Annotated in this window: 23 protein-coding genes; 10 read left to right on the top strand and 13 right to left on the bottom strand. The window is 69.2% G+C overall.

All coding sequences use genetic code 11. The annotated features are described in order from the left end of the window. Position 1: 1 nt before the first annotated feature. A complete protein-coding gene (locus AB0I12_RS19295; RefSeq protein ID WP_359931211.1) occupies positions 2-1,039 on the bottom strand; it encodes an iron chelate uptake ABC transporter family permease subunit in 1,038 nt (345 codons plus the stop codon). Then, positions 1,036-2,103: an iron chelate uptake ABC transporter family permease subunit gene (locus AB0I12_RS19290; RefSeq protein WP_359931208.1), complete on the bottom strand. Its 1,068-nt coding sequence runs from the start codon at positions 2,101-2,103 to the stop codon at positions 1,036-1,038. The genes AB0I12_RS19295 and AB0I12_RS19290 overlap by 4 nt, the downstream gene beginning before the upstream one ends. Before the next feature lie 114 nt (positions 2,104-2,217). On the opposite strand from AB0I12_RS19290, the gene AB0I12_RS19285 reads away from it, so the two are divergent. Continuing rightward, on the top strand, positions 2,218-3,024 hold the full coding sequence (locus AB0I12_RS19285) for a siderophore-interacting protein (RefSeq protein WP_359931205.1): 807 nt from the start codon (positions 2,218-2,220) through the stop codon (positions 3,022-3,024). Between the two features lie 51 nt (positions 3,025-3,075). Here the strand turns inward: AB0I12_RS19285 and AB0I12_RS19280 are convergent, their stop codons facing one another. The 3 genes from AB0I12_RS19280 to AB0I12_RS19270 form a co-directional block, all read right to left on the bottom strand. Beyond that, complete coding sequence (locus AB0I12_RS19280) at positions 3,076-4,263, bottom strand: alginate lyase family protein (protein ID WP_359931202.1); 1,188 nt, start codon at positions 4,261-4,263, stop codon at positions 3,076-3,078. Positions 4,264-4,422: 159 nt separating this feature from the next. After that, on the bottom strand, positions 4,423-4,830 hold the full coding sequence (locus AB0I12_RS19275; RefSeq protein WP_359931199.1) for a PPOX class F420-dependent oxidoreductase: 408 nt from the start codon (positions 4,828-4,830) through the stop codon (positions 4,423-4,425). Positions 4,831-4,838: 8 nt separating this feature from the next. Beyond that, on the bottom strand, positions 4,839-5,423 hold the full coding sequence (locus AB0I12_RS19270; protein WP_355695260.1) for a TetR/AcrR family transcriptional regulator: 585 nt from the start codon (positions 5,421-5,423) through the stop codon (positions 4,839-4,841). A gap of 92 nt (positions 5,424-5,515) precedes the next feature. On the opposite strand from AB0I12_RS19270, the gene AB0I12_RS19265 reads away from it, so the two are divergent. The 4 genes from AB0I12_RS19265 (at position 5,516) to AB0I12_RS19250 (ending at position 10,455) form a co-directional block, all read left to right on the top strand. After that, positions 5,516-6,217 carry an SDR family oxidoreductase gene (locus AB0I12_RS19265; RefSeq protein WP_359931194.1) on the top strand — a complete coding sequence of 234 codons (702 nt, stop codon included), beginning with the start codon at positions 5,516-5,518 and terminating at the stop codon, positions 6,215-6,217. Between the two features lie 84 nt (positions 6,218-6,301). Continuing rightward, on the top strand, positions 6,302-6,466 hold the full coding sequence (locus tag AB0I12_RS19260; protein ID WP_359931191.1) for a hypothetical protein: 165 nt from the start codon (positions 6,302-6,304) through the stop codon (positions 6,464-6,466). A 77-nt stretch (positions 6,467-6,543) separates the two neighbouring features. Further along, complete coding sequence (locus AB0I12_RS19255; RefSeq protein ID WP_359931188.1) at positions 6,544-8,574, top strand: sialate O-acetylesterase; 2,031 nt, start codon at positions 6,544-6,546, stop codon at positions 8,572-8,574. A gap of 30 nt (positions 8,575-8,604) precedes the next feature. Beyond that, the gene (locus AB0I12_RS19250) at positions 8,605-10,455 is read left to right on the top strand and encodes a protein kinase (protein ID WP_359931185.1); all 1,851 of its coding nucleotides are present in this window, start codon (positions 8,605-8,607) and stop codon (positions 10,453-10,455) included. Between the two features lie 24 nt (positions 10,456-10,479). Here AB0I12_RS19250 and AB0I12_RS19245 read toward each other — a convergent pair whose 3' ends face one another. Further along, complete coding sequence (locus AB0I12_RS19245; protein ID WP_355695268.1) at positions 10,480-11,760, bottom strand: adenylosuccinate synthase; 1,281 nt, start codon at positions 11,758-11,760, stop codon at positions 10,480-10,482. A 297-nt stretch (positions 11,761-12,057) separates the two neighbouring features. Beyond that, a complete protein-coding gene (locus AB0I12_RS19240; RefSeq protein ID WP_359931181.1) occupies positions 12,058-12,543 on the bottom strand; it encodes a VOC family protein in 486 nt (161 codons plus the stop codon). A 57-nt stretch (positions 12,544-12,600) separates the two neighbouring features. Between AB0I12_RS19240 and AB0I12_RS19235 the strand changes: the two genes are divergently transcribed. After that, entirely contained in the window at positions 12,601-13,419 is an 819-nt protein-coding gene (locus AB0I12_RS19235; RefSeq protein ID WP_359931178.1) for a helix-turn-helix domain-containing protein, read from the top strand. On the opposite strand, the gene AB0I12_RS19230 is transcribed toward AB0I12_RS19235, so the two are convergent. From AB0I12_RS19230 to AB0I12_RS19220, 3 genes are all read right to left on the bottom strand, one after another. Further along, on the bottom strand, positions 13,406-14,611 hold the full coding sequence (locus AB0I12_RS19230; RefSeq protein WP_359931175.1) for an MFS transporter: 1,206 nt from the start codon (positions 14,609-14,611) through the stop codon (positions 13,406-13,408). The two genes, AB0I12_RS19235 and AB0I12_RS19230, sit on opposite strands and share 14 nt — an antisense overlap. A gap of 153 nt (positions 14,612-14,764) precedes the next feature. Beyond that, positions 14,765-15,511, bottom strand: coding sequence for a 2-phosphosulfolactate phosphatase (locus tag AB0I12_RS19225; RefSeq protein ID WP_359931172.1), 747 nt, complete (start codon positions 15,509-15,511; stop codon positions 14,765-14,767). A 43-nt stretch (positions 15,512-15,554) separates the two neighbouring features. Further along, entirely contained in the window at positions 15,555-15,962 is a 408-nt protein-coding gene (locus AB0I12_RS19220) for a DUF3151 domain-containing protein (RefSeq protein ID WP_359931169.1), read from the bottom strand. A gap of 143 nt (positions 15,963-16,105) precedes the next feature. On the opposite strand from AB0I12_RS19220, the gene AB0I12_RS19215 reads away from it, so the two are divergent. After that, positions 16,106-16,555, top strand: coding sequence for an HNH endonuclease (locus tag AB0I12_RS19215; protein ID WP_355484837.1), 450 nt, complete (start codon positions 16,106-16,108; stop codon positions 16,553-16,555). 82 nt (positions 16,556-16,637) lie between these two features. Further along, a complete protein-coding gene (locus tag AB0I12_RS19210) occupies positions 16,638-17,609 on the top strand; it encodes a type IV toxin-antitoxin system AbiEi family antitoxin domain-containing protein (RefSeq protein WP_359931165.1) in 972 nt (323 codons plus the stop codon). A 65-nt stretch (positions 17,610-17,674) separates the two neighbouring features. Here AB0I12_RS19210 and fbaA read toward each other — a convergent pair whose 3' ends face one another. Then, positions 17,675-18,700, bottom strand: coding sequence for a class II fructose-bisphosphate aldolase (fbaA, locus tag AB0I12_RS19205; RefSeq protein WP_359931162.1), 1,026 nt, complete (start codon positions 18,698-18,700; stop codon positions 17,675-17,677). A gap of 207 nt (positions 18,701-18,907) precedes the next feature. Continuing rightward, positions 18,908-19,627 carry a GntR family transcriptional regulator gene (locus tag AB0I12_RS19200; protein WP_167204857.1) on the bottom strand — a complete coding sequence of 240 codons (720 nt, stop codon included), beginning with the start codon at positions 19,625-19,627 and terminating at the stop codon, positions 18,908-18,910. A 139-nt stretch (positions 19,628-19,766) separates the two neighbouring features. Here AB0I12_RS19200 and AB0I12_RS19195 point away from each other — a divergent pair, with 139 nt between their 5' ends. Further along, entirely contained in the window at positions 19,767-20,786 is a 1,020-nt protein-coding gene (locus AB0I12_RS19195) for an SIS domain-containing protein (RefSeq protein ID WP_359931158.1), read from the top strand. 80 nt (positions 20,787-20,866) lie between these two features. After that, positions 20,867-21,286 (top strand): VOC family protein, encoded by a 420-nt coding sequence (locus tag AB0I12_RS19190; protein WP_359931155.1) that lies wholly within the window; start codon positions 20,867-20,869, stop codon positions 21,284-21,286. 3 nt (positions 21,287-21,289) lie between these two features. Here the strand turns inward: AB0I12_RS19190 and AB0I12_RS19185 are convergent, their stop codons facing one another. Continuing rightward, positions 21,290-22,267, bottom strand: coding sequence for a DUF1905 domain-containing protein (locus tag AB0I12_RS19185; protein WP_359931152.1), 978 nt, complete (start codon positions 22,265-22,267; stop codon positions 21,290-21,292). Positions 22,268-22,280 lie beyond the last annotated feature (13 nt).

Below are 22,280 nucleotides of genomic sequence, written 5' to 3'. Positions count from 1 at the left end.
CTCAGCCACCACTCCCGACTCGGTTCGCCCGCGCCAGCAGGAACATCAGGTACGGCGCACCCACCACACCCGTCACCACACCGACCGGCAGCTGGGTGTCTCCGAACGCGTGCTGCGCGACCAGGTCCGACAGGCCGACCACCAGTGCACCGAGCAGACCGGACGCGATCATCGCCGGCCCCGGCGACCGGGTCAGCCGCCGCGCGATCGGCGGCGCGACGAACGCCACGAACCCGATCGGCCCGGCCGCCGCCGTCGCCACCGCGGCCAGCAGGACGGCGACCACGATCAGCCCGAGCCGCGCCCCCTCCACCCGCAGGCCCAGCCCGTACGCCGTCTCGTCCCCGAGCTGCAGGATCCGCAGCTGCCGGACCAGCAGCACCATCACCGGCAGCAGGACGACGAACGTGACCGCCAGCGACCGTACGTTCGACCAGTCCCGCCCGTTCAGGCTCCCGGTCAGCCAGATCAGCGCCTGCTGCGCGATCTCCACCCGGGCCTTGGTCAGCAGGTACGACGTGATGCTGGTGGCGATCGCGCCGATGCCGATCCCGATCAGGATCAGCCGGTAACTCGACACCCCGTGCCGCCACGCCAGCATGTACATGATGAACGCGGTCAGCACGGCGCCCACGATCGCGAACGCCGACACCGCGACCCCGGTAAGCCCCAGAGTGACGATCGCGAACACCGCGAACGCGCTCGCGCCGTACGTCACGCCGATGATGTCGGGACTCGCCAGCGGGTTCCGCGCGATGCTCTGGAAGATCGCTCCGGACAGGCCCAGTGCCGTACCGACCAGCAGTCCGGTCAGCGCTCTGGGCAGCCGCAGCCGGTTGACGATGAACTCGGTCGCCCGGTCGCCGCCGCCGAACAGCGTCTTCACCACGTCGACCACGGGGATCTTGAAGTCACCCAGCGACAGCGAGACGCAGAACGTCGCGAACACCAGAACAGCCAGGACGACGATGACGATCAGTGAACGGGTCTGCCGGGCGATCCGCGCCCGGGCGATGACGTGAACCGCTTCGGCCGTCACAGGTCGGCCAGCTTCCGTCGGCGAACCAGCGCGATGAAGAACGGGGCGCCGAGGACCGCGGTCACGATGCCGACCTGCAGCTCACCGGGCAGTGCGACGACCCGGCCGATCACATCGGAGCCGAGCAGCAGGATCGGAGCGAGCAGCGCCGAGTACGGCAGGATCCAGCGGTAGTCCGGCCCGGTCACGAGCCGCGCCACATGCGGGATGGTCAGCCCGATGAACCCGATCGGCCCGGCCGCCGCGGTCGCGGCGCCACACAGCAGGACGACGACCACCGCGACGAACGCGCGGGCCAGTCCTACCCGCTGACCGAGTGACTTGGCCACGTCGTCCCCCAGCGACAACGCGTTCAGGACCCGCCCGCAGAACAGCGCCAGCACGATCCCGATCAGGATGAACGGCGCCACCTGGGCCGCGATGTCGGAGCCGCGGCCGGCGAACGACCCCACCGACCAGAACCGGAACTGGTCGAACGTGTCGACGTCCCCGATCAGCAACGCCGTCGTCAGCGACCCGAGCATCGCGGTCAGCGCCGCACCGGCGAGCGCGAGCTTGACCGGCGTCGCACCCTCCCGGCCGAGCGATCCGAGCAGGTACACCGCGACCGACGCCGCGGCCGCGCCGAGGAAGGCGAGCCAGACGTACGACGTCAGCGTCGACAACCCGAACCAGTAGATGCCCCCGACAACGAACAGCGCGGCGCCGCCGTTGACGCCGAGGATGCCCGGATCGGCCAGCGGGTTCCGCGTCACGCCCTGCATCAACGCCCCGGACAGGCCGAGGGCCGCTCCGACCATGAGGCCGATCAGCGTCCGCGGGACCCGCAGCGACCGCACGATCACGTGGTCGGTGTCGGCCTCGTTGTAGTGGCGCAGGGCGTCGATGACCGTGGACAGCGGGATCTGCTTGGAGCCGATCGCGATGCTGAGCAGCGACACCAGGACCAGGAGTGCGACGCAGCCGGCCAGCCCGAGGACCAGCGTGGTCCGCCGGGCCCGGCGCGGGCGTGACGGCGCAGCGGTCTCCGGGCCGGCGTCGACCGTGGCAGAGGGCGGGGGCATTGGACTTTCGGGATCCTCTTAGGTAAGGCTAACCTCTAGACGCCTCAGAATAACCCGCCCGTCCACGGGTCCGCATCCGAGGTCCCCCCTGCGAAGTTTATGGAGAAACCAGGCATGACGACTGTGCTCGAGCGGCCGATCGTGTTCGACTCGCTCCTGGCCACCGTGGCGGCTGTTGACGACATGAGCCCGCACTTGCGCCGCGTGACGTTCGTCGCACCGCGGATCGCGGAGGCGGTCACAGCCGGCCCGGACCAGCGCATCAAGGTCCTGCTGGCTCCGCCGAACGGCAGTGCGATCAAGCTGCCGTCCGGACCCGAGTGGTACGCCGAGTGGTGCGCCCAGCCGGTCGACGAGCGTTTCATCATGCGGACCTATACCGTGCGGGCCCTCCGGCCAGAGGTGGCAGAGCTGGACGTCGAGTTCGTGCTGCACGGAGTGAACGGCCCCGCTTCGGCCTGGGTCAGCGAGGCCGAGCTGGGTGATCAGGTGGGCCTGTTGCTGCCGTTCGCGGTCGACAAGACCAGCACGAAGGGCCTGCTGCACTCCGGCGTCGACTACGTCCCACCGGCGACCAGCGTGCGTCGGGTCCTGGTCGCGGACGAGACTGCGCTGCCTGCGGTTGCGGGCATCCTCGAGGAACTCCCGGCCGGAGTACACGCCACGGTCTTCATCGCCGTACCGAACGCTGCGGACATCCGCCCGCTGGCCGGCTCCGCCGACGTCACCTGGGTGACCGACGGCTCGCTGGTGGACGCGCTGAAGTCAGCAGCGCTGCCGTTCGACGTCGACTACGCATGGGTCGCCGGTGAGTCCTCGATGATCAAAGAGGTGCGCCGGCACCTCGTCAACGTGATCGGGATGCCGAAAAGCGCCATCTCGTTCCAGGGCTACTGGAAACGCGGCGAAGCGCACTGCTGAAGGGATCCGGGAGAGCCGGAGGGCAGAGTTCCAACCCTCCCGGAAGACCAGCTAGGACGGGTTCTCCGCGTGAGTCAGCGTCTCCCACGCGACGAACAGGTTGTTGGAGCCGGCCGGACGGCGGGACTCGGTCAGCGCCTGGGTGTTCGTCATCGCGATGCCGAGACGCGTATGCAGGGCGTTGTAGCCGACCTCGGTGATCGGACCGAGGCCGCGGTGCAGCGTCCCGTTGCACAGCCACGACGGCACCGGCTCCAGGTTGCGCTCCCACTTGGACTGGAAGCCGAGGGCCTGTCGCAGCCGCTCGCCGAACTCCGGGTACATGTCGATGCCCTGGATCCGCGCGGTTTCCAGCACGTGTGAGATCGACGAGATGCCGTAGCCGGTGTGGGTGAAGTCGCGGCAGGTCTCCTGAGTCAAGCCTGTCACGAACGTCCCCTGGCCCTGCCAGTAGCTGACGATCTTGTCGCGGGTGTTGAGGTTCTGGCTCGGCACCGTCTTCGGCAACGCGCCGTCGGACTCCAGATAGACGTACGCCGGGACGCGCAGCCGGTACAGCGCGATCGCCTTGTCGTAGATCGCCTTGTCCTCGAGGAACACCCCGATGCCCTGCAGGGCCTCGGTCATGCTCAGCTCCCAGTTCCCGTTGGAGTTCGAGCCGTTGATGATCTCCGGGACGTACACGTTGCGGAGCATCGTGGCGAACCGGCCGGCGTTCGGCCAGTTGCCGTACACGTGCTTGATGATCTCCGCGGCCTTCGGCCACGACGACGCCGACCAGGCGGTCTGCAGCGGCGCGTTGCTGTTGGTGTGGTCCTGGATGGTCGCGGACCACGCATCCATCAGCTGGATCGACTTCTGGGCGTATCGGTCGTCGCGAGTGAGGTACCAGAGCAGTGCGTCGGTGTACGCCGCGATGGCGTCCTCACGCTCGTCGGTGCAGCCGTAGTTCGGGTTCGAGTACGGACCGCATTCGACGACCGCGCGGGGTTTCGGCGTCCGGGACAGAGACGCGTACGCGCTGTTCTTGGCCTGGTTGAAGGCGTCGGTCCACGGCTGCGCGCCGGCCTGCACCTTGGCGCGGACGAAGTCGAGCTGGGCTTGACTCGACCCAACACCCGGGTGCGTGAACACGGCCGGGGCGTCGACGGCTTGGGAGGAGGCGACAGCCGGAGTCGTGAGGGTCCCGGCAACCAGCGCGGCACAAGCCGCGGCCAGGACGAAGGGCATCTTTCGCATGGGCGGTGTCCTGTCTTCGGGGGCGGTAGGACAGCGGTTTCCACGGCAGTTTCACGACGCCCGGCAGCCGGGTCAAGACCCCGCCGGTACCGGAACTTCTTCTGGAACACAGAGCATTTCTGTCCCATTTCCCATGGAACAAAGGGCGTTCGTGTCCCGCTAGTGACCGAGCTGGCTGGTGATCCGGTCGACGATCACGCTCGTCGTGTACCGCGTCGTCCCCGGCGGCTCGACGTCCGACCAGCCGCCGGTGTACTTGCGGGCGACCGCCTGCTCCAGGGCCAGCTCCGGATCCGGGACCAGGTCGTCGATCCGGCCGCGCAGCTCGACGTAGTACGTCGGCCGCGCCGGGTCGACGACCACCAGCGAGATCCGCGGGTCGCGCCGCAGGTTCCGCAGTTTCTGGCGCCCGTCGACGAGGCTGATGCGGACCCGCTCGCCGTCCCAGAGGAACCACAACGGCGTCACCTGCGGCTCACCGGACCGGCCGATCGTGCCCACCATCGCGACCGCTTTCGACGACAGCAGGTCGTGGAACACCGCCGGGATCTCTGCCGAACCGCTCACCTGTGCGCTCACCGGAAGGCGAGTTCCGCGGCGTGCAGGCCGGCGGCCTCCAGGAGGGCAGCGGCGGTGACCGCGCCGATACCGTTCAGCGGCTGGGCACGGACGACCGCGCGGGCGGCGGCGCCGTCGAAGATCATCGTGAGCTGGACCGCCAGCGTCGCCGGATCCTCCGCGCCGGCCTTCACCAGCTCGCGGTGGAAGAAGTCGGTGAGCTGCTGCTTGAAGTGCCGCGCGACCACCGACCCTGGGTGCTCGGGGTTCTTCAGCTCCACCGCCGTACTCACGTACGGGCACCCGAGGTAATTGCCGCCAGCAACCATGTCGTCCTGCCGCTCGAACACGGCCAGGATCCGCTCCCGCGGCGACCGATCGTCCTCCGGCCCCGGCTGCAACAGCGCCTGGTACGCCGGTCCGCGGCTGGCCAGGCTCTCCGCGATCAGCTCGTCCTTCGACCGGAACAACTGGTACATCGACTTCTTCGACACCCCGGCCGCCTTGCACAGCGCATCCACGCCGATGTTGACGCCGTCGCGGTAGAAGAGTTCCCCCGCGGCGTCCAGCAGCCGCTCGCGGGGTGTCGCCGAAGTACTCATGCACTGAAGCGTACCGGCTCGATTTGAATTCGGAAACTGATCGGTTTACGGTGGCTGAAACAGATCGGTTTCCAGCTCTCTCAGGAGTTCTCATGACCACACTCGAAGGCGCCGTCGTCCTCGTCACCGGCGGGCAGCGCGGGATCGGCAAGGCAATCGTCGACGACCTGCTCACCCGTGGCGCGGCCAAGGTTTACGCGACCGCCCGCAGCCCGCGGCCGAGCACCGACCCGCGGGTCGTGCCGCTGCCGCTCGAGGTCACCGACCAGGCCTCGATCGACGCGCTCGCCGCGGCCGCACCGGACGTCACGGTGCTGATCAACAACGCCGGCGCGAGCTCGCCGAACAGCTACCTCGATGCCTCGATCGAGGACGTCCGGGCGGTCTTCGACGCGAACTTCTTCGGCCCGCTGCAGCTCACCCGCGCGTTCGTCCCGATCATCGAGCGCAACGGCGGCGGCCACATCCTGAACGCTCACTCGGCCCTGTCGTGGGTCGCCCGGCACGGCGCGTACTCCGCGACCAAGGCCGCGTTCTGGCTGCAGACCAACGCGATCCGTCTCGAACTGCTGGACCGCGGCATCGGCGTGACCGGCCTGCACATGGGCTACGTCGACACCGACATGGTGACCGCCGTGACCGCGCCGAAGTCGCGCCCCGAGGACATCGCCAAGCACGCGCTCGACGGCATCGAGTCCGGCGCGTTCGAGGTCCTCGCCGACGAGACGGCCCGCGGCGCCAAGGCCGCCACGGCGCTGGACCTGACCGCCGTGTATCCCGAGCTGGCCCGCTGACACAAAGACGTCGCGGTCGCGGGTGTACTCCATGACACCCGCGATGCCGTCCGCGACGTCGGCGCTGAGTTCACGCTCGACGATGTGCAGCGCCAGGTCGATCCCCGAGGTGATGCCGCCCGCGGTGACGAGCGTGCCGTCGTCGACGACCCGGTTGGTCTTCAGCTCGGCGCCGAACGCCTCCAGCTCGGTCCACGCACCGCGGTTCGTCGTGGCCGGCACCTCTCGGCGCACGGTTCGGACCGCTGAGCGCTTACCGCTCGCACTCGGGGTGACCGAGCAGCTACATCTGGTGGAGACACCCCCGCCGCCCCGGAGGTCCTCCCATGCGACGTGCTGCCGCTGTTGCCCTGCTCCCACTGTTCGCCGGCCTCACTGTCACCGGCGCTACTTTCACCGGCGCTCCAACCCAGGCCGCAGCAGCCACCGGCTGCGATGCGGCATCCGCCGGCTTCACACCGGTGCTGCAGCTCGATCTGCCCGAACGGGCCAACTACCTGAACACCACCCCGCCGTACAGCCTCGACCGGACCGCGGAGATCGGCACCGGCTTCGACCGCGTCGGGTACTGCCTGGAGCTGAACGGGCCGGACGGCCCGCAGTGGGTGTGGACCGCGATGGAACCGTTCAGCGCCGACGCCCGGCGGATCGGCCTGCCGACCAGGCCGGGCGAGATCGTGCGCCAGCGCGTCGGCGATCTCGACGTGAGCTCCAACGTGCCCGGCGTGACCCAGGGCACCGGCCAGTCGGGCTACCTGGAGATGTGGCCGAACCAGTACGCGAAGACGGCCGGCGCCCAGGTCGCCAACGGATCGGCCACGACGTACGACGCCGACGACAGCCCGACCACGCCGCTCGGCTACGGCTCGTTCCAGGTGTCGCAGGTAGGCGCGACGCGACCGTCGAGCGTGCCCGCGAAGCTGGTGTTCGCGATCAACACCTTCACCCAGTCGGACACCAGCCTGCTGTCGCTCGGCATCGGTGCGCGGCCGACAGCTGACCCGGACTGGACGTTCGCCGGCAACGCGGCGCAGTACACACAGCGCCGGCTGACGGCGTACGTTCGCAAGTCACTCGTCAGCCTCACTCAGGCTCCTCAGGACCGGCAGCTGGTACCGCGTGACGCCAACAATCGCGCGACTGTGCCCGTTGCCGGACGCATGACGGATCCGCGCGTCAAGAGCGTGCAGCTGACGGTGACCAGCAACGGTGAGACCGAGGTTTACACCTCCGCGTCCAGGGATTTCCGCTTCACCCCGCGGATCAAGGCCGGACTGCGCGAGTACACGTTCGAGCTGAAGGCCCTTGGCCGGGTCGTCGCCCGGCGTGAAGGCATCGTGGCCGGTGACGTTTACGTCGTGCACGGGCAGTCCAACGCCGAGGCGTCGATGTACAACGGCGCCGCGGGCGGCGAGGAATCGCCGTACCTGCGGAGTTTCGGCAGCCCCGTCTCCGATCCGTCGATCTCCGCGGCGGACCGGGTCTGGAACTACGCGACCGGCGACGTGTCGCGGCAGTCCGGCTCGGTCGGTCAGTGGGCGATCCGGATGGGTCGGCAGCTCGTCGACAAGTACAAGGTTCCGATCGCACTGATCAACGGAGCGCACGGCGGGCAGCCGATCAGCTTCTTCCAGCGCAACGACGCGAACCCGGACGACATCACCACCAACTACGGCCGGCTTCGGCAGCGCCTGCTGGCCGCAGGAGTCATCGGCCACATCCGCGGCGTGCTCTGGTACCAGGGCGAGTCCGACAACGACAACGCGGCGGTGCACGTCAGCGGCTTCACGGCGCTCCTCCAGGACTGGCGCACCGACTTCGGCCCGATGCCGAAGTACTACGTCTACCAAGTGCGTACGTCGCCGTGCGGCAACTCGACGAGCACCAACCTCCGCGAGGCACAGCGCGAGATGGGTGACACCCTCGGCGTCACCGTGCTGTCGACCACGGGCCTGTCCGGTCATGACGGGTGCCACTACGCCTACGCCGGCGGGTATCGCGACATGGGCGACCACACGTACGCCGTCCTCGCGCGCGACCTGTACGGCGGGCCGTCGGCCGGTGTGGCTCCGCCGAACCCGCGCACTGTCACGGCCAGCGGCTCACAGCTGGTCGTCCAGCTCCGGTCCACCGACCCGCTCAGTGTGGAGGACGGCGTCGCTGCTGACTTCCGGGTGGACGGCGCGGCGGTCACGGTGACGTCGGTCGCCTACCAGTCGGGTCAGCTGGTCCTCCAGTTGTCAGGTCCGCCAACCGGAGCGACCAGCCTCACCTACCAGGCCCATCTGCGTGCCGGACCGTGGATCACGAACGCCGTCGGCGCGGGTCTGCTGACCTTCACGCTGCCGATCACCTGATTGGTCTGATGCCGACGTACCGTAGATGGCATGTCAGTCACAGGGGGACCGCCTTCCACCAGCGAGGAGGAGGTGGAAGAGCGGGTCGGGCCTTACCGGTTGATCCGGCGGCTCGGACAGGGTGGCATGGGCGTCGTGTACCTCGCCGAGGGCGCCGAGCACCAAGAGGTCGCGCTGAAGGTCCTGCGGCCGCATGTTGCCCACGACCCGATCGCCCGCGCACGGCTGCAGCGTGAGGCGACCACGCTGCAGAAGGTGAACCACCCTGGTGTGGCCGGCATCCTCGACCATGACCTGGAGGGCGAGCAGCCCTACCTGGTGACCCGCTTCGTCCCTGGCCGGCCGCTGGACGAACAGGTGGACGAGCGCGGGCCGCTGACGCCGCGCAAGTGGCTGCCGCTGGCCGGGTGCCTGGCCGAGTCGCTGCAGGCGATCCACGCGGTCGGGGTGATCCACCGCGACCTCAAGCCCGGCAACGTGATGATGTGCAACGGCAAGCCGGTGATGATCGACTTCGGCATCGCCCAGGCCGCCGACGACCTGCGACTCACCCAGACCGGTCTGGTGATCGGTACGCCGGGCTACCTGGCGCCTGAGCTCATCGAGGGCGAGATGGTGTCGGAGTCCGCCGACTGGTGGGGCTGGGCGGCCACGGTCGCGTTCGCCGCGACCGGGCGTCGCCCGTTCGGCAAGGGACCGTTCGAGGCCGTGCTGGCCCGGGTGCATTCCGGCCAGGCCGATCTGGACGGGCTGGACCCGCGGCTGAAGCCGTTGCTCGCCGCGGCGCTCTCACCGAACAAGGCCGACCGGCCGACGCAGCAAGAGGTCATGACCGGCCTCAACCGGTACGCCGAGGGACGCGACGCGCTCCCGCCGCGTGAAACGCCGACCGTGGCCGCCGTAGCGCCGACCAGGCTGGTGACCAAGCTCATGCCGACGGAGGAGCCTGCGGCCGCGGTGCCGGCAGGGCCGACGCCGACCGAGGTGGCGCAACTGGTTCCGCCGGTGATTCCGCCGCTGTCGGCGTTCACTCCGATCCGGGACAAGATCCGGGACGCCGCCGCGAAGAAGCCTGTCGCGGAGGCGCCGCCTGTGCAGCCGTACGGTCCGGCTTCTTATGTGCCCGCGCCGTACCAAGCTGGTGCGCCCTACCAGCAGCCGGTGCAGCCTTCTCAGCCTGCGCATCCGGTCCCGGTGCAGCCGGCGCATCCGGAGAAGCCCGTCAAGGCCCCGCCGACCGGTCGCCGCACGGCGGTCATCGTCGGCTTCATGCTCGCGCTGACCGGGCTCGTCGCTCTGACGCCAGGACTCGGCACAGTCGTCGCGATCCTGTTGCTGGTGCTGGCCCGGACGGTCGACCGCTCGAGCACGGCGCTGATGCGGCGCCGTCAGGTCCGCGGCCGGTCCGGACGGTCGGACGGTGTGGTCGCGTTTGCCGCCAGCCCGCTGCAGCTCGCCATCGCAGCCCTGATCACACTGCCCTGCTTGATCCTCCCGCTGCTGACAGCGGCGGTTGTCGGCGGCATCGTCACCGGCGTCGCCGCCTCGACGTACGGGCTCGACTGGCAGCCGCTGTCCGCCGTCGGGTTCGCGAGTGCGGCCCTGACCGCTTTGTTCTGCTGCTGGTGGGGGCCGGGCGGTAGCTCGTTGCGCCGCGGCGCTCACATCACGGCACGCAACATCTTCCGGCCGCACTGGCTGTCCGCACTCGTCGCCGTCGTCCTGCTGGCCATCGGCGGCCTCACGTTCTACCAGGCGACACAGGGCGCCGGCGCCGACTGGGCGCGTTCGCCGATCCAGACGCCGAACATCGAGCGTCCGACCTTCGGAGACCTGCGGAACGCCCCGTTCATCCGGGACCTCCCCATCATCGGCAACTGACGACGGGGAGGCCTTCGGCTCGTCTCAGAGCTGGATGATCTGGCTGCGCTCCGGGCCCACGCCGATGGCGGAGATCCGGGCGCCGCTGAGCGACTCGACGGCGCGGACGTATGTCTGCGCCTCCTTGGGCAGCTCGTCGAACGTGCGGCAGCCCGAGATGTCGTCCGACCAGCCGTCGAACTCCTCGTAGATCGGCGTCGCGTGGTGGAAGTCGGTCTGGGTCATCGGCATCTCGTCGTGCCGGACGCCGTTCACGTCGTAGGCGACGCAGACCGGGATCCGCTCGCGGCCGGTCAGGGTGTCCACCTTGGTGAGGACGAAGTCGGACACGCCGTTCACGCGCGCGGCGTACCGGGCGATGACCGAGTCGTACCACCCGCAGCGGCGCGGGCGACCGGTGGTGACACCGAACTCGCCGCCCTGGGTCCGCAGCCACTCACCGTCGGCGTCCAGCAGCTCGGTCGGGAACGGGCCCTCGCCGACCCGCGTGGTGTACGCCTTCACGACCGCGATCACGCGGTCGATCCGGGTCGGCGGGATGCCGGTGCCGGTGCAGGCGCCGGCGGAGATCGCGTTCGAGGAGGTGACGAACGGGTACGTGCCGTGGTCGACGTCGAGCAGCGTGGCCTGACCCGCCTCCATCAGCACGGTCTTACCGTCGTCGAGAGCCTTGTTCAGCAGCAGGCTGGTGTCGGCGACCATCGGCTTCAGCCGGTCGGCGTACCCGAGCAGCTCGTCGAGGACCTCGCGGATCTCGACCGCGCGCCGGTTGTACACCTTCACCAGCAGCTGGTTCTTCTGCTCCAGCGCGCCGGTGACCTTCTGCTCGAGGATCTTCTCGTCGTACAGGTCCTGGATCCGGATGCCGATCCGGTTCATCTTGTCGGCGTACGTCGGGCCGATACCGCGGCCCGTCGTCCCGATCCGGCGGCTGCCCAGGAAGCGCTCGGTGACCTTGTCGAGCGTCCGGTTGTACGGCGGGATCACGTGCGCGCTCGCGCTCACCACCAGGCGCGACGTGTCCAGCCCGCGCGCCTGCAGCGCCTCGAGCTCCTCGAACAGCACGCCGAGATCGACCACGACCCCGTTGCCGATCACCGGGGTCACACCCGGTGTCAGGATGCCGCTCGGAAGCAGGTGCAGCGCGTACTTCTCGGACCCGATCACCACCGTGTGCCCGGCGTTGTTGCCGCCGTTGAACTTGACCACGTAGTCGATGACCTCGCCCGTGTTACCGAGCAGATCGGTCGCTTTACCCTTGCCCTCATCGCCCCACTGGGCGCCGACGAGCACGATTGCGGGCATCTCAGCCCTCCTCTTTCACGCGCCGGCCTCACACCCCGTGGCGGCCCGCGCTGGAAACGGTGAAGCCCGGAGACGTTCACCGGACATTCATCCGGCGACGCATCCAGGCTCTTGCGACCAAAGCCTACCGGACACCGGCGCACTCGTTTCGGGCCTGTCCACAACCCCTAATCGATCGTTTCAAGTCTCTGTTTCATCAGGTGACGGGTTGCCAAGTTGCGTGATCGCGTGCACACTCTTAGTCAGCGGCCCGCCGAAACTGCCGCAGGGGACGGTTCCGGCGGGCCGCTTCCTCTTTTACTCCAGGCCCTCCGGGTTGCCGGCCAGCCACTCCTTCACCCGCCGGTCCGCCTCTTCGCGCGAGACGTCCTCGACCTTCGTGAGGATCGCCCACCGGTGCCCGAACGGGTCGATCACGGTGCCGAACCGGTCACCGGTCATGAAGGTCTGCACCGGCTCGACCGATGTGGCGCCGGCCTCGATCGCCTTCGCGTACGTCGCGTCCACGTCCGGCACGTAGTGCACCAGCGACGAGTGCACCCACTCGCCGTTCGGCGCCCGCAGCCCGATCTGCGGCATCTGGTCGCTGAGCTGCAGCATCGAGTTGCCGAACTTGAGCTCGGCCTGTCCGACCCGCCCGTCCGGCATGTCCTGCCGGCTGACCACCTCGGCCCCGAACACCTCACGGTAGAACTCGATCGCCTTCGGCCCGTCCGGCACCGCGAGGTACGGGGTCAGCGAGTGATAACCGTCGGGGATGGGGTTTACCGTGTTCGTCGTCATGACACACAGTCAATCCGCCGCCCGCCGAACGGTCTTGGAAGAAAGCGACAGCCCCCTGTGACCCAGCCATCCGACAGCGAGAAGGGCATCCTGCATCCGCGGGAGCAGGCCCGGCACCGCTCGCTCAGCCGGCTCGCGCCAGGGCCCGAGGCCGGGCGCTTCGTGGAGTGGTACTGGATCGTCGAGTGGGACCTGGACGAGCCGTACACGGCCGAGGTGCTGCCGTTCCCGAGTGTGAACGTGACGTTCGAGCAGCCGGGTGGCGCGTTCGTGCACGGCGTCTGCACCCGCAAGTTCGAGCGGGAGCTGCGCGGGCGGGGGCGCGCGTTCGGTGTGAAGTTCTGGGCCGGCGGCTTCGGCGCGATCACCGGGCTCGACGTCGGCTCGTTCCGCGACGAGGTGCTGCCGCTGACAGCGGTGTTCCCGGACGGCGACCGGCTCGCGGACCTGATGTTCGAGGCCGAGTCCGACGTCCGGCGGCGTGCGGTGTTCGAGGCGTTCCTGCGTGACCACCTGGCGCCGCCCGATCCGTCGTACGAGCTGGTCCGGGAGATCGTCACCACGATGGCCGCGGATCGCACGCTGGCCCGCGTGGACGAGATCACCGAGCGCTTCGACGTACCGATCCGCACGCTGCAGCGGCTGTTCCGCCGGTACGTCGGTGTCGGCCCGAAATGGGTGCTCCGGCGCTACCGGCTGCACGACGGCGCGGAGCTGCTGGCCGAGGGCGAAGTCGCCGAGCTCGCGGAGCTGTCCGCATCGCTCGGCTACTTCGACCAGGCCCACTTCTCCAACGAGTTCAAACAGCAGATCGGGCTCACGCCGGCCGAGTACGCATCGCGTGCCGCGGCCGAGCGGCAGATCACCTATCGCTGAACTTCACCGCGACCGCCATCATCGTTGCGGTCAGCGCCGCAGCCAGCGCGACAGCGAAGCCGTACTGGGTGCTGTGGCCGTCGACGACCCAGCCCGCGAAGGCGGAGCCCAGCGCGATCCCTGCCGCGCCGCCCGAGTTGAGCCAGGTGAAGGCCTGGGTCAGGACAGCGGAGTCGACGGTCGACTCGGTCAGCACCGCCGACAACGTCTGGAACGGCGCGATCGCGAGGCCCGGGAGCGCCAGCGCGACAGCAGTCATCAGCGGACCGTGCGCCGCGATCAAGGGCAGGCAGCTGAGCGACAGCCAGACGAAGGCGATGACGAACTGCGTCTCCGGAGCGATCCGCCAACGCCTGGCGCCGTACACGAGTCCGGCGAAGAGGCTCACCAGGCTGGTGATGCTGTAGAGCGGCCCGGCCAGGCCCGGCGTACCGCGCGAGACCGCGAACGCAGTGACCGAGACCTGCATGCTGCCGAAGAACAGTCCGATGCCGATGTTCGTACCCACCAGGCCTACGAATCGCTTGTGCAGCAGGCGTTTCGAGCTGCTGTGCCCACCACGTGCGGTCGGCGGTGGCGCCGTACCGCGTTGTGCTGCGAGCAGGAAGCCGCCTGCCAACAGCAGACCGGCCGCGAGGGTAGAGCCGGTCGCCGGACCAGAGGACGAGCTCACCAGGCCGATCAGCACCGGGCCGACCATGAAGGCGACGCCGACGCTGAGCGACTCCAGTGCGAACGCCGTCGCCAGGAGTGGCGTGTCCCGGAGCGCATGGGACCACCGCGCACCGGTTTGCGCACTGACCTGCGGCAGCGAACCGCCGGCCAGCACTCCAGCCGCGATCAAGGCCGCGAGCGGTGCACCCGACAGTGTCAGGACGATCAGGAGCGCGACCGCCGCCGCGTGGGCGAGCAGCGTGACCGGCAACATGCGGGTCTGACCGAAACGGTCGATGAGCCGGGCGACCTGCGGCCCGGCGACCGCCTCGGCGACGGCGAAGCCGCCGGTGACGCTACCGGCCGCGGCGTACGAGCCGGTCGATCCGTGGACCAGCCAGACGATGCCGAGACCGGTCATCGCGATCCCGATCCGGGCCGGGGCCGCTGCGAGATAGAACTTCCACGCGCCAGGAGTACGCAGTACCTCTGCGTAGGTGTTGGTGGGCGCGTCGATCCGTCCGGTGAGAGCCGGCACGGGTGACCTTCCGCTGCCCGATGGGGCGGGGACCCGACCGTGGGCGTCCAGCTTCACCGGTCTGTCCGTCCGCCTAGAACCGTCCATGTTCGGCAAGAAGCGGGGACGCTCGCCGCCTGCCGGCACTGTCAACGGGCAGAAACCTCGAAAGCTTCAGGTTGACCGGAAGAGTCTACCGTCCCGGAGCACCGGCACGCTGCGGCTCTCGTCGACCTCCGCCGCGATCGCGACGTCCTCCGGAAATCCGTACTGCGTGAGCTCGCGGCCGCCGGCGCACTCGTGCAGCATCCGTGGCAGCTCGTCCGCGACCGCCTCGTACGCCGCTGCCGCCGCCCTCGCCTCCGGCGACAGGTCGTCGCGCTGCAGGGCGCTCAGGAAGCCGCCTGCGCCCCAGAGATCCTCGACCGCCGGTCTGAGCGAGCCGTCCGTCCAGCGCTCGCCCGCCGCGATCGCCACGACCTTCGCCGTCGGGCGCTCGGTGAGCTGCTTCGTCACCCACTCGGCGGCCGCGGTCCGGTTACGCAGCGACACGGCGATCACCGTCGCGCCGGTGTCACTGAGCTGTTGCGAGATCGTCGAACCGTTGGGTGATGGGAGGACCAGCTTGGTGATTCCCGTCACGCGCCTGATCGACATCGGCGACAGGCTGACATCGTCCGGCCCGGCCGCTGACCGCCCGACCGCGAGTGTCGCGCTGTTCTGCTCGGCGTACGCGACCGCCGCCTCGTCACGCCACCGGTACGGGTACACGTCGATGCCGAGATCTGCCGCCACCGTCACCGCTGTCGTGAACGACAGCACGTCGACGACCGCGACGATGTCCCCGGCAACGACCTCAGCTCCGACCGGTCCCCAGTCGAACCCGACGCCGAATCCGTCCTGTGCGTAAGGGCTGGTCACCCGGCAGATCATTCCGCCGGACAACCAACCCCACAAGCAGGTTTCAGCCCAGCACGTCGGCGGCGGTCGGCGACGAGTCCCGCAGGAACGTGACGCAGCGCTCGGCCTCGTCCTTCTCGTCGATGAGCGCCGCGGCCTTCCCGAGCGCAGCCAGCGCGCGCAGGAACCCGCGGTTCGGCTCGTGCTCCCACGGAACCGGGCCGTGGCCCTTCCAGCCGTTCCGCCGGAGCAGGTCCAGCGCGCGGTGGTAGCCGGTCCGCGCGTAGGCGTACCCCTCGATCGTGCGCCCGTCCGCCAGCGCCCCCTCGGCCAGCACGGCCCAGGCGAGCGACGACGTCGGGTACTTCGCGGCCACGTCCGCGGGAGCGGCCCCGTCGGCGAGTTCCGCCGCGGCCGGGTCGACCGGTAGTAGTGTCTCGGGTGGACCGGACAGCAGATTGTTCAATTCCATAAGCACATCTTCGCCGATCACGCATCCGTACCGGCACGTGACCGTCTGGCGAAATCCGTTGACCGTTCACCCGGCGGCCACGGATGCTTGAGACCCTGCGTCAACCGCCGTGGTTCCCAGCTACGGCCGGAAGGAGGCACCGGATGAGCGTCATCGTCCTGAACGCGTCGTACGAACCGCTGCACACTGTATCGATCCAGCACGCCATCCGGATGCTGGTTCGTGAGGTCGCAGTGGTGGAAGAGGCGCACGGAGAGCGAACCATCGGCCCGTTCCCGGTCCCCCGAGTCCTCCGCCTGGTCCGGTATGTGGTGACCCACTGGCGCTACGCCGCCGGCCGGATGAAGTACAGCAAGCACGGCGTCCTGCGGCGGGACAAGTTCCGGTGCGCGTACTGCGGCCTGGAGAACGCCGACACCATGGACCACGTCCAACCCAGGTCCAGGGGCGGCCGCACCGAGTGGCTGAACGCGGTCGCCGCCCACGCCTCGTGCAACGAGCGCAAAGGCAACCGCACCCCGTCCGAGGCCGACATGCCCCTCCTCTGGCAACCCTGGGTACCAACCCGCGCGGAGCTCGTCATAGACACATGACGGGCCTTTTTTATGCCCGGAGTTCTCCACAGATCTGAAATCGCCGGCTCCTGGACGGCCGGATCGCGGCACTTTCTCGGGCATGAATCCTCAGCTTGCCGTGATGGCGTCGATCCGGGGTGGCGTGTTCACCCGGGCCGACGCGCGTGCCTGTGGTTACCCCGACGCTGATATCGACTCCCTGCTCGACTCCGGCTCCTGGCGCCGGATCCGGCGGGGCACCTATGCCGCCCATCGTTCCCTGATGCTCGTCACCGACGAGGTTGTCCACCTGCGCCGGATCCACCACGTCCTCCGGACCAGTGGGCCCAACGTGTTCGCGAGCCACCAGTCGGCCGCAGCGCTGCATGCCCTCCCCGTCTGGGGTCTCGACCTGACGCGCGTCCACGTGACCGCGCCGGACGGTCGCTCCGGCCGGCAGCGTGGCGTCCACCGGCACATCCGCGACCCAGTGGGACCCGGCCTCCAACTGTGGAACAAGCTGCGTCTGGTCTCACCGGCCCGCGCGATCGCCGAGGTGGCCGCGACCGCACCAGTGGAGCCGGCGGTCGTGCTCGCCGACGCCGCGATGTATGCCGGACTCGTCGACCGGCGCAGGCTGAACCACGCGGTGAACAATCTCGATCACGGCAGCAGACGTGCCCTGCAGGTTCTCGGCCGGCTCACCGGATCGGCCTCGATCGCGGAGTCCCGGCTGCGCTTCATCCTCGCCGACGCGGGGCTCCCGGCTCCGAGCCCATCGCCGCCCCCGGACACCGAACCAGCCGATCCCGACAGCTCCGCAGCCGAAAGCCTGTGGTTCCCCGACGAGCGCACCGTCGTCGAGTTCGAGCCGCGGTTTCCCTTCTGGTGCGAGGAATTCGAGCCTTCCACCGAAGAACCACTCCCCGAGCCGATCGCCGCCGATCCCGACGGACCGCAACCCGTCGAGCACTGCTGGATCTCCTGGACCGACCTCACCGACCCGCCGACCGTGGCCGACCGCATCCGCACCACGTTCGCCCGGGCCGCCCGCCGGACCGGAATCCGCCCCTTCACCCTCGCCCGGATGTGACGAAGGGCCCACCGCCCGACGGCGGTGAGCCCTTCACAGACCCCCTACAGGAGGACCAGATGATGTCAGGCGTTCAGCGACGTGCCCGTCGAGCGAAGGTCCTCGCACGCCTCGCCGACGCGCTTCGCCATACCCTCTTCGGCCGCCTTGCCCCACGCGCGCGGGTCGTAGGCCTTCTTGTTGCCGACCTCGCCGTCGACCTTCAGCACACCGTCGTAGTTGCTGAACATGTGCGCCGCCGCCGGCCGGGTGAACGCGTACTGCGTGTCGGTGTCGACGTTCATCTTGATGACGCCGTTGTCGACCGCGGCCCGGATCTCCTCCAGAGTCGAGCCGGACCCGCCGTGGAACACCAGGTCGAACGGGCGCTCCTTGCCGAGCTTGGCGCCGACCGCGTCCTGGATCTCCGCGAGGATCTCCGGCCGCAGCTTGACCGCGCCCGGCTTGTAGACGCCGTGCACGTTGCCGAAGGTCAGCGCGGTCAGGTAGCGGCCGTTCTCGCCGACGCCGAGCGCCTCGACCGTGGCCAGACCGTCCTCGACGGTGGTGTAGAGCTTGTCGTTGATCTCGTTGGCGACACCGTCCTCCTCGCCGCCGACGACGCCGACCTCGATCTCCAGGACGATCTTCGCCGCGGCCGTCTTGGCCAGCAGGTCCTTGGCGATCTCCAGGTTCTCGGTCAGCGGCACCGCGGAGCCGTCCCACATGTGCGACTGGAACAGCGGGTTCTCACCACGCGCGACGCGCTCGGCGGAGATCTCCAGCAGCGGCCGGACGAAGCCGTCGAGCTTGTCCTTCGGGCAGTGGTCGGTGTGCAGCGCGATGTTCACCGGGTAGCCCTTGGCGACCTCGTGCGCGTAGGCGGCCAGCGCGACGGCGCCGGAAACCATGTTCTTGACGGTCGGACCGGACAGGTACTCCGCACCGCCGGTGGAGACCTGGATGATGCCGTCCGAGCCCGCCTCGGCGAAACCGCGGATCGCGGCGTTCAGCGTCTGCGAGGAGCTGACATTGATGGCCGGGTAGGCGAAGCGGTTCTGCTTGGCCTTGTCCAGCATCTCGGCGTAGACCTCAGGGGTTGCAATAGGCATGTCTCGCGGTACTCCTCACAACACAGTTCTTGTGGGTTCGGCTCCAGTATTGCCGCCGGGCACTTCGTCGGATCCGGCGGCCCACCTGCTGAACCGGCCCGGTGGCCGGGGAGCGATCGGCAGGGATGTAGACCAGTTCGTGAACAGGACCGATCCAGTTCGTTGCGTCCGGATGTCCTCCAGAGGCGAAGGACGCTCCGGGGACGGTCAGGCGGACCCGGTTCGCGGGCCGCGGGGGGTGAGGGCCATGTGCAGCCGGTAGCGGTCGGCGCGGTAGGCCGACCACGACAGCTCGACGACCTTACGGCCGGCGAAGGTGGTGCGCTCGAGGACCAGCAGGGGTGCCCGCCGGGCCACACCGAGCACCCGGGCGACATGACCGTCGGCGTTGTCCGCCCGCACGGTCTGCTCACCGGAAGTGACGACGACGTCGTACTCGCTGGCGAAGACGTCGTAGAGAGTGCCGAGCTCACGGCCGAGCAGGCCGGGAAAGAGCGCGGACGGGTAGTAGCCGACCTCATAGGCCATCGGCGACGCGTCGGCGGTGCGGAGCCGCTCGACCCGGATCACCTTGGTTCCCTTCGCGACCCGCAGGCCCTTGGCGGTCTCCTCGGAGGCCTCGATCTCGCTCGCCGACAGCACCACGGTCCCCGGCTCGAGCCCGCGGGCCCGCATCTCCCGGGAGAACGAGGTGAGATGCAGCTGCGAGTCGACCTGGGGACCGGTGACGAAGGTGCCCTTGCCGTGCACCCGCTCCAGCGCGCCGGACTCGACCAGGTCGCTGATCGCCTGCCGGACGGTCACCCGGGAGACATTCAGTTTGTCCACCAGGGCCCGTTCGGAGGGGATCGGGTCCCCGGGATGCAGCTCGACGTCGATCAGCCGTTCCAGCACCGATCGGACCTGGGCCCGCTTCGTCGCCACCATGGAATCTCGATCCTCCAGACCTGGGCGGGCCTCGGGGGTGCCCCGGAGCGCCGCTCACTGCTATCGTGCGCAGCATACCTGTTAAGACCAGATAGGACCAGTGATCGTAGTGGTGTCTGTCCCCGCCCAGGAAACCCGGATGGCGGCCGAGATCGCCGAGCAGCCGGCTGCGCTCGCGGCGACGTTCGAGCACGTTCTGCCGCTGCGGCACGACATCACCCGGCTGGCCGCCGGGCGCCGGAACGTGATCTTCGTGGCCCGCGGCTCCTCGGACAACGCGGGCGTCTACGGCCGCTACCTGACCGAGATCCACGCCGGCCGGCAGGCGTCCCTGGCGGCGCCGTCGGTGGCCACGCTGTACGGCGCGAACCTCGACCTCTCGAACTCGCTGGTCGTCGCGGTCAGCCAGTCCGGCGCGACCCAGGAGATCGTCGACACGGCCGAGTGGGCGAAGCGCAACGGCGCGGCGATCGTCGGCATCACGAACGACGGCAACAGCCCGCTGGCGTCGACGGCCGACGTCGCCCTGATCACCCAGGCGGGCCAGGAGCTCGCCGTACCGGCCACCAAGACGTACACGACCCAGCTGGCCGCGATCACGGTCGCCGTGGACGCGCTGGCACCGCGGCCGGGGACGCTCGACGCCGACATCGCGCGGGTCCCGGACGCCGCGACCAAGATGCTGTCCGGCTCGGTCGACGCGGCCGCGGACCTGCTGGCGGGGGCGCACGACGTGCTCGCGAGCGGTCGCGGGCTGACGTTCGGGACGACGCTCGAGGTCGCGCTGAAGCTCGAGGAGACCTGCCTGCAGCCGGTCCGCGGTCTGTCGTACGCCGACCTGAAGCACGGCCCGATCGCGGTCGTCGACGCCGACCTGGTGACAATCCTGGTCGCCGCCGGCGACGGCCCCGCCCTGCCCGGTATGACCGAGCTGGCCGGCCTCGTCCGCGAGAAGGGCAGCAAGATCCTCGGCATCGGCGGCGACCCCACCTTCGCCTCCCGCTGCGACGTGAACCTCGCCGGCCCCGACCTGCCCGAGACCCTCGCCCCGCTCGCCCTGGTCATCCCGGCCCAACGCGCGATCGAGCTCCTCGCCCGCAAACTCGGCCTCGACCCCGACGCCCCGCGAGGCCTCCGCAAGGTCACCCAGACAGACTGAACAAAGTGCTCACTCGGTGAGCACTTTGGCTGGAATCGTGGTGGTCATCAACCGGGGACACCTGAGAGAGGACCACCACGATGTTGCGAGGACTTGCCACCGTCAGTTTCTACGCGGGGGACGTTAAGGCGGCGCGGCGTTGGTACGAGGAGCTGCTGGGGATCGAGGCGTACTACGCGGTGCCGAGCGCGGAGGAGCCGGCGTATGTCGAGTTCCGGTTCGGGGATTTTCAGTGCGAGCTGGGGATCATCGATGCGAAGTACGCGCCACACGCTGTCGGGCCGACGGCGGCGGGGGCGATCGTCAACTGGCATGTCGACGACCTGGAGGGCACGCTCGCACGGCTGCTCGAGCTCGGGGCGACGGTCAACGAAGGAATCGTTGAGCGAGGCAACAACACGGGGTTTCGTACCGCGTCGGTCGTGGATCCGTTCGGCAACCTGATCGGCATCATGAACAACCCGCACTACCTGCGGATCCTCGAAGACCTGAAGGGCTGAGGGTCAGAAGTCGATGCGCATCACGGCGCGGCGTCTGCCCGGACGGCTCGCCTCGGCGTACCCGGCGTCTGCGAACGTGGCGAGCGTGCCGACGTACCCGCCGTCGACCAGGTCCGGGTAGCCCTCGACGGCGCGGGCGCCGCAGTCCCGGGCGAAGTCGGCGGCGGCGCGGGCGAGGGCGCGGCTGATCCCGCGGCGCCGGTAGCCGACGCGGGTGACGAAGCAGGTGACCGCCCAAACTGTCGGATCGGCCTTGTCCTCGGTGCGGTCCTGCCATGGGACGCGGAAGTCGCGGAGCAGTCTCGGGTGGTCGACCCGGGGCGCGACCGCACACCAGCCGACGGGGTCGCCGTCCAGGTAGGCGATCAGGCCGCTCGTTGCCTCCGCCTTCGGGTTGTCGCAGGCGGTCTGGTCGCGGAGGCGGGCGGCGAGTTCCTCGGCGCCCTCCGATGCCCACGACTCCTTGGGCAACATCCGAAACCGCTGGCACCAGCAGCGCGCGCTGGCACCCCGCTCCCCGAAAACCGCCCGGAGATCCGCAGCAGTCGCCTGATTGGCCGGCACGATCGTCAACTCCGCCGCCCCGACCGACTCCCGCGACCGCACCGACCGAGAATCCCGCGCCCCATCCCGCGCAGATTCCCTGGTCCGTGGGCGCGCGGTCTGTTCACGGGTCTGCTTCTGGCCTCGGGGCGGTGGTTCGAAGGTGAGTTGGATTTCGACGGTATCGCCGGCGTCGAGGCCTTTTGGCTTGCGTACGGCGTCCTTCAGTGGGAGGAGGTAGCCGCCGTCCTTCGGCCACAGTGATGTCTTCCATTCGGTGGTGCCGATGCGGGCGCGAATCGGCAGCATGCCCCAGCCGTAGCTGGCCGACAGGGCGACGGCCCGCAGTGCTTCGCCGTCCTCCTCCGGCACGGGTACGAAGTAGTACGGCGCCGGTCCGCGCCATTCGATGACTTCGCCGGTGAAGGACTGGTCCATGGCCCGATGCTAG

This window comes from Kribbella sp. NPDC050459 (assembly GCF_040655315.1).
Taxonomy (GTDB): Bacteria; Actinomycetota; Actinomycetes; order Propionibacteriales; family Kribbellaceae; genus Kribbella.
Note: the sequence above shows the minus strand (reverse complement) of the source record. Positions and strands in the feature narration are given on the sequence as shown.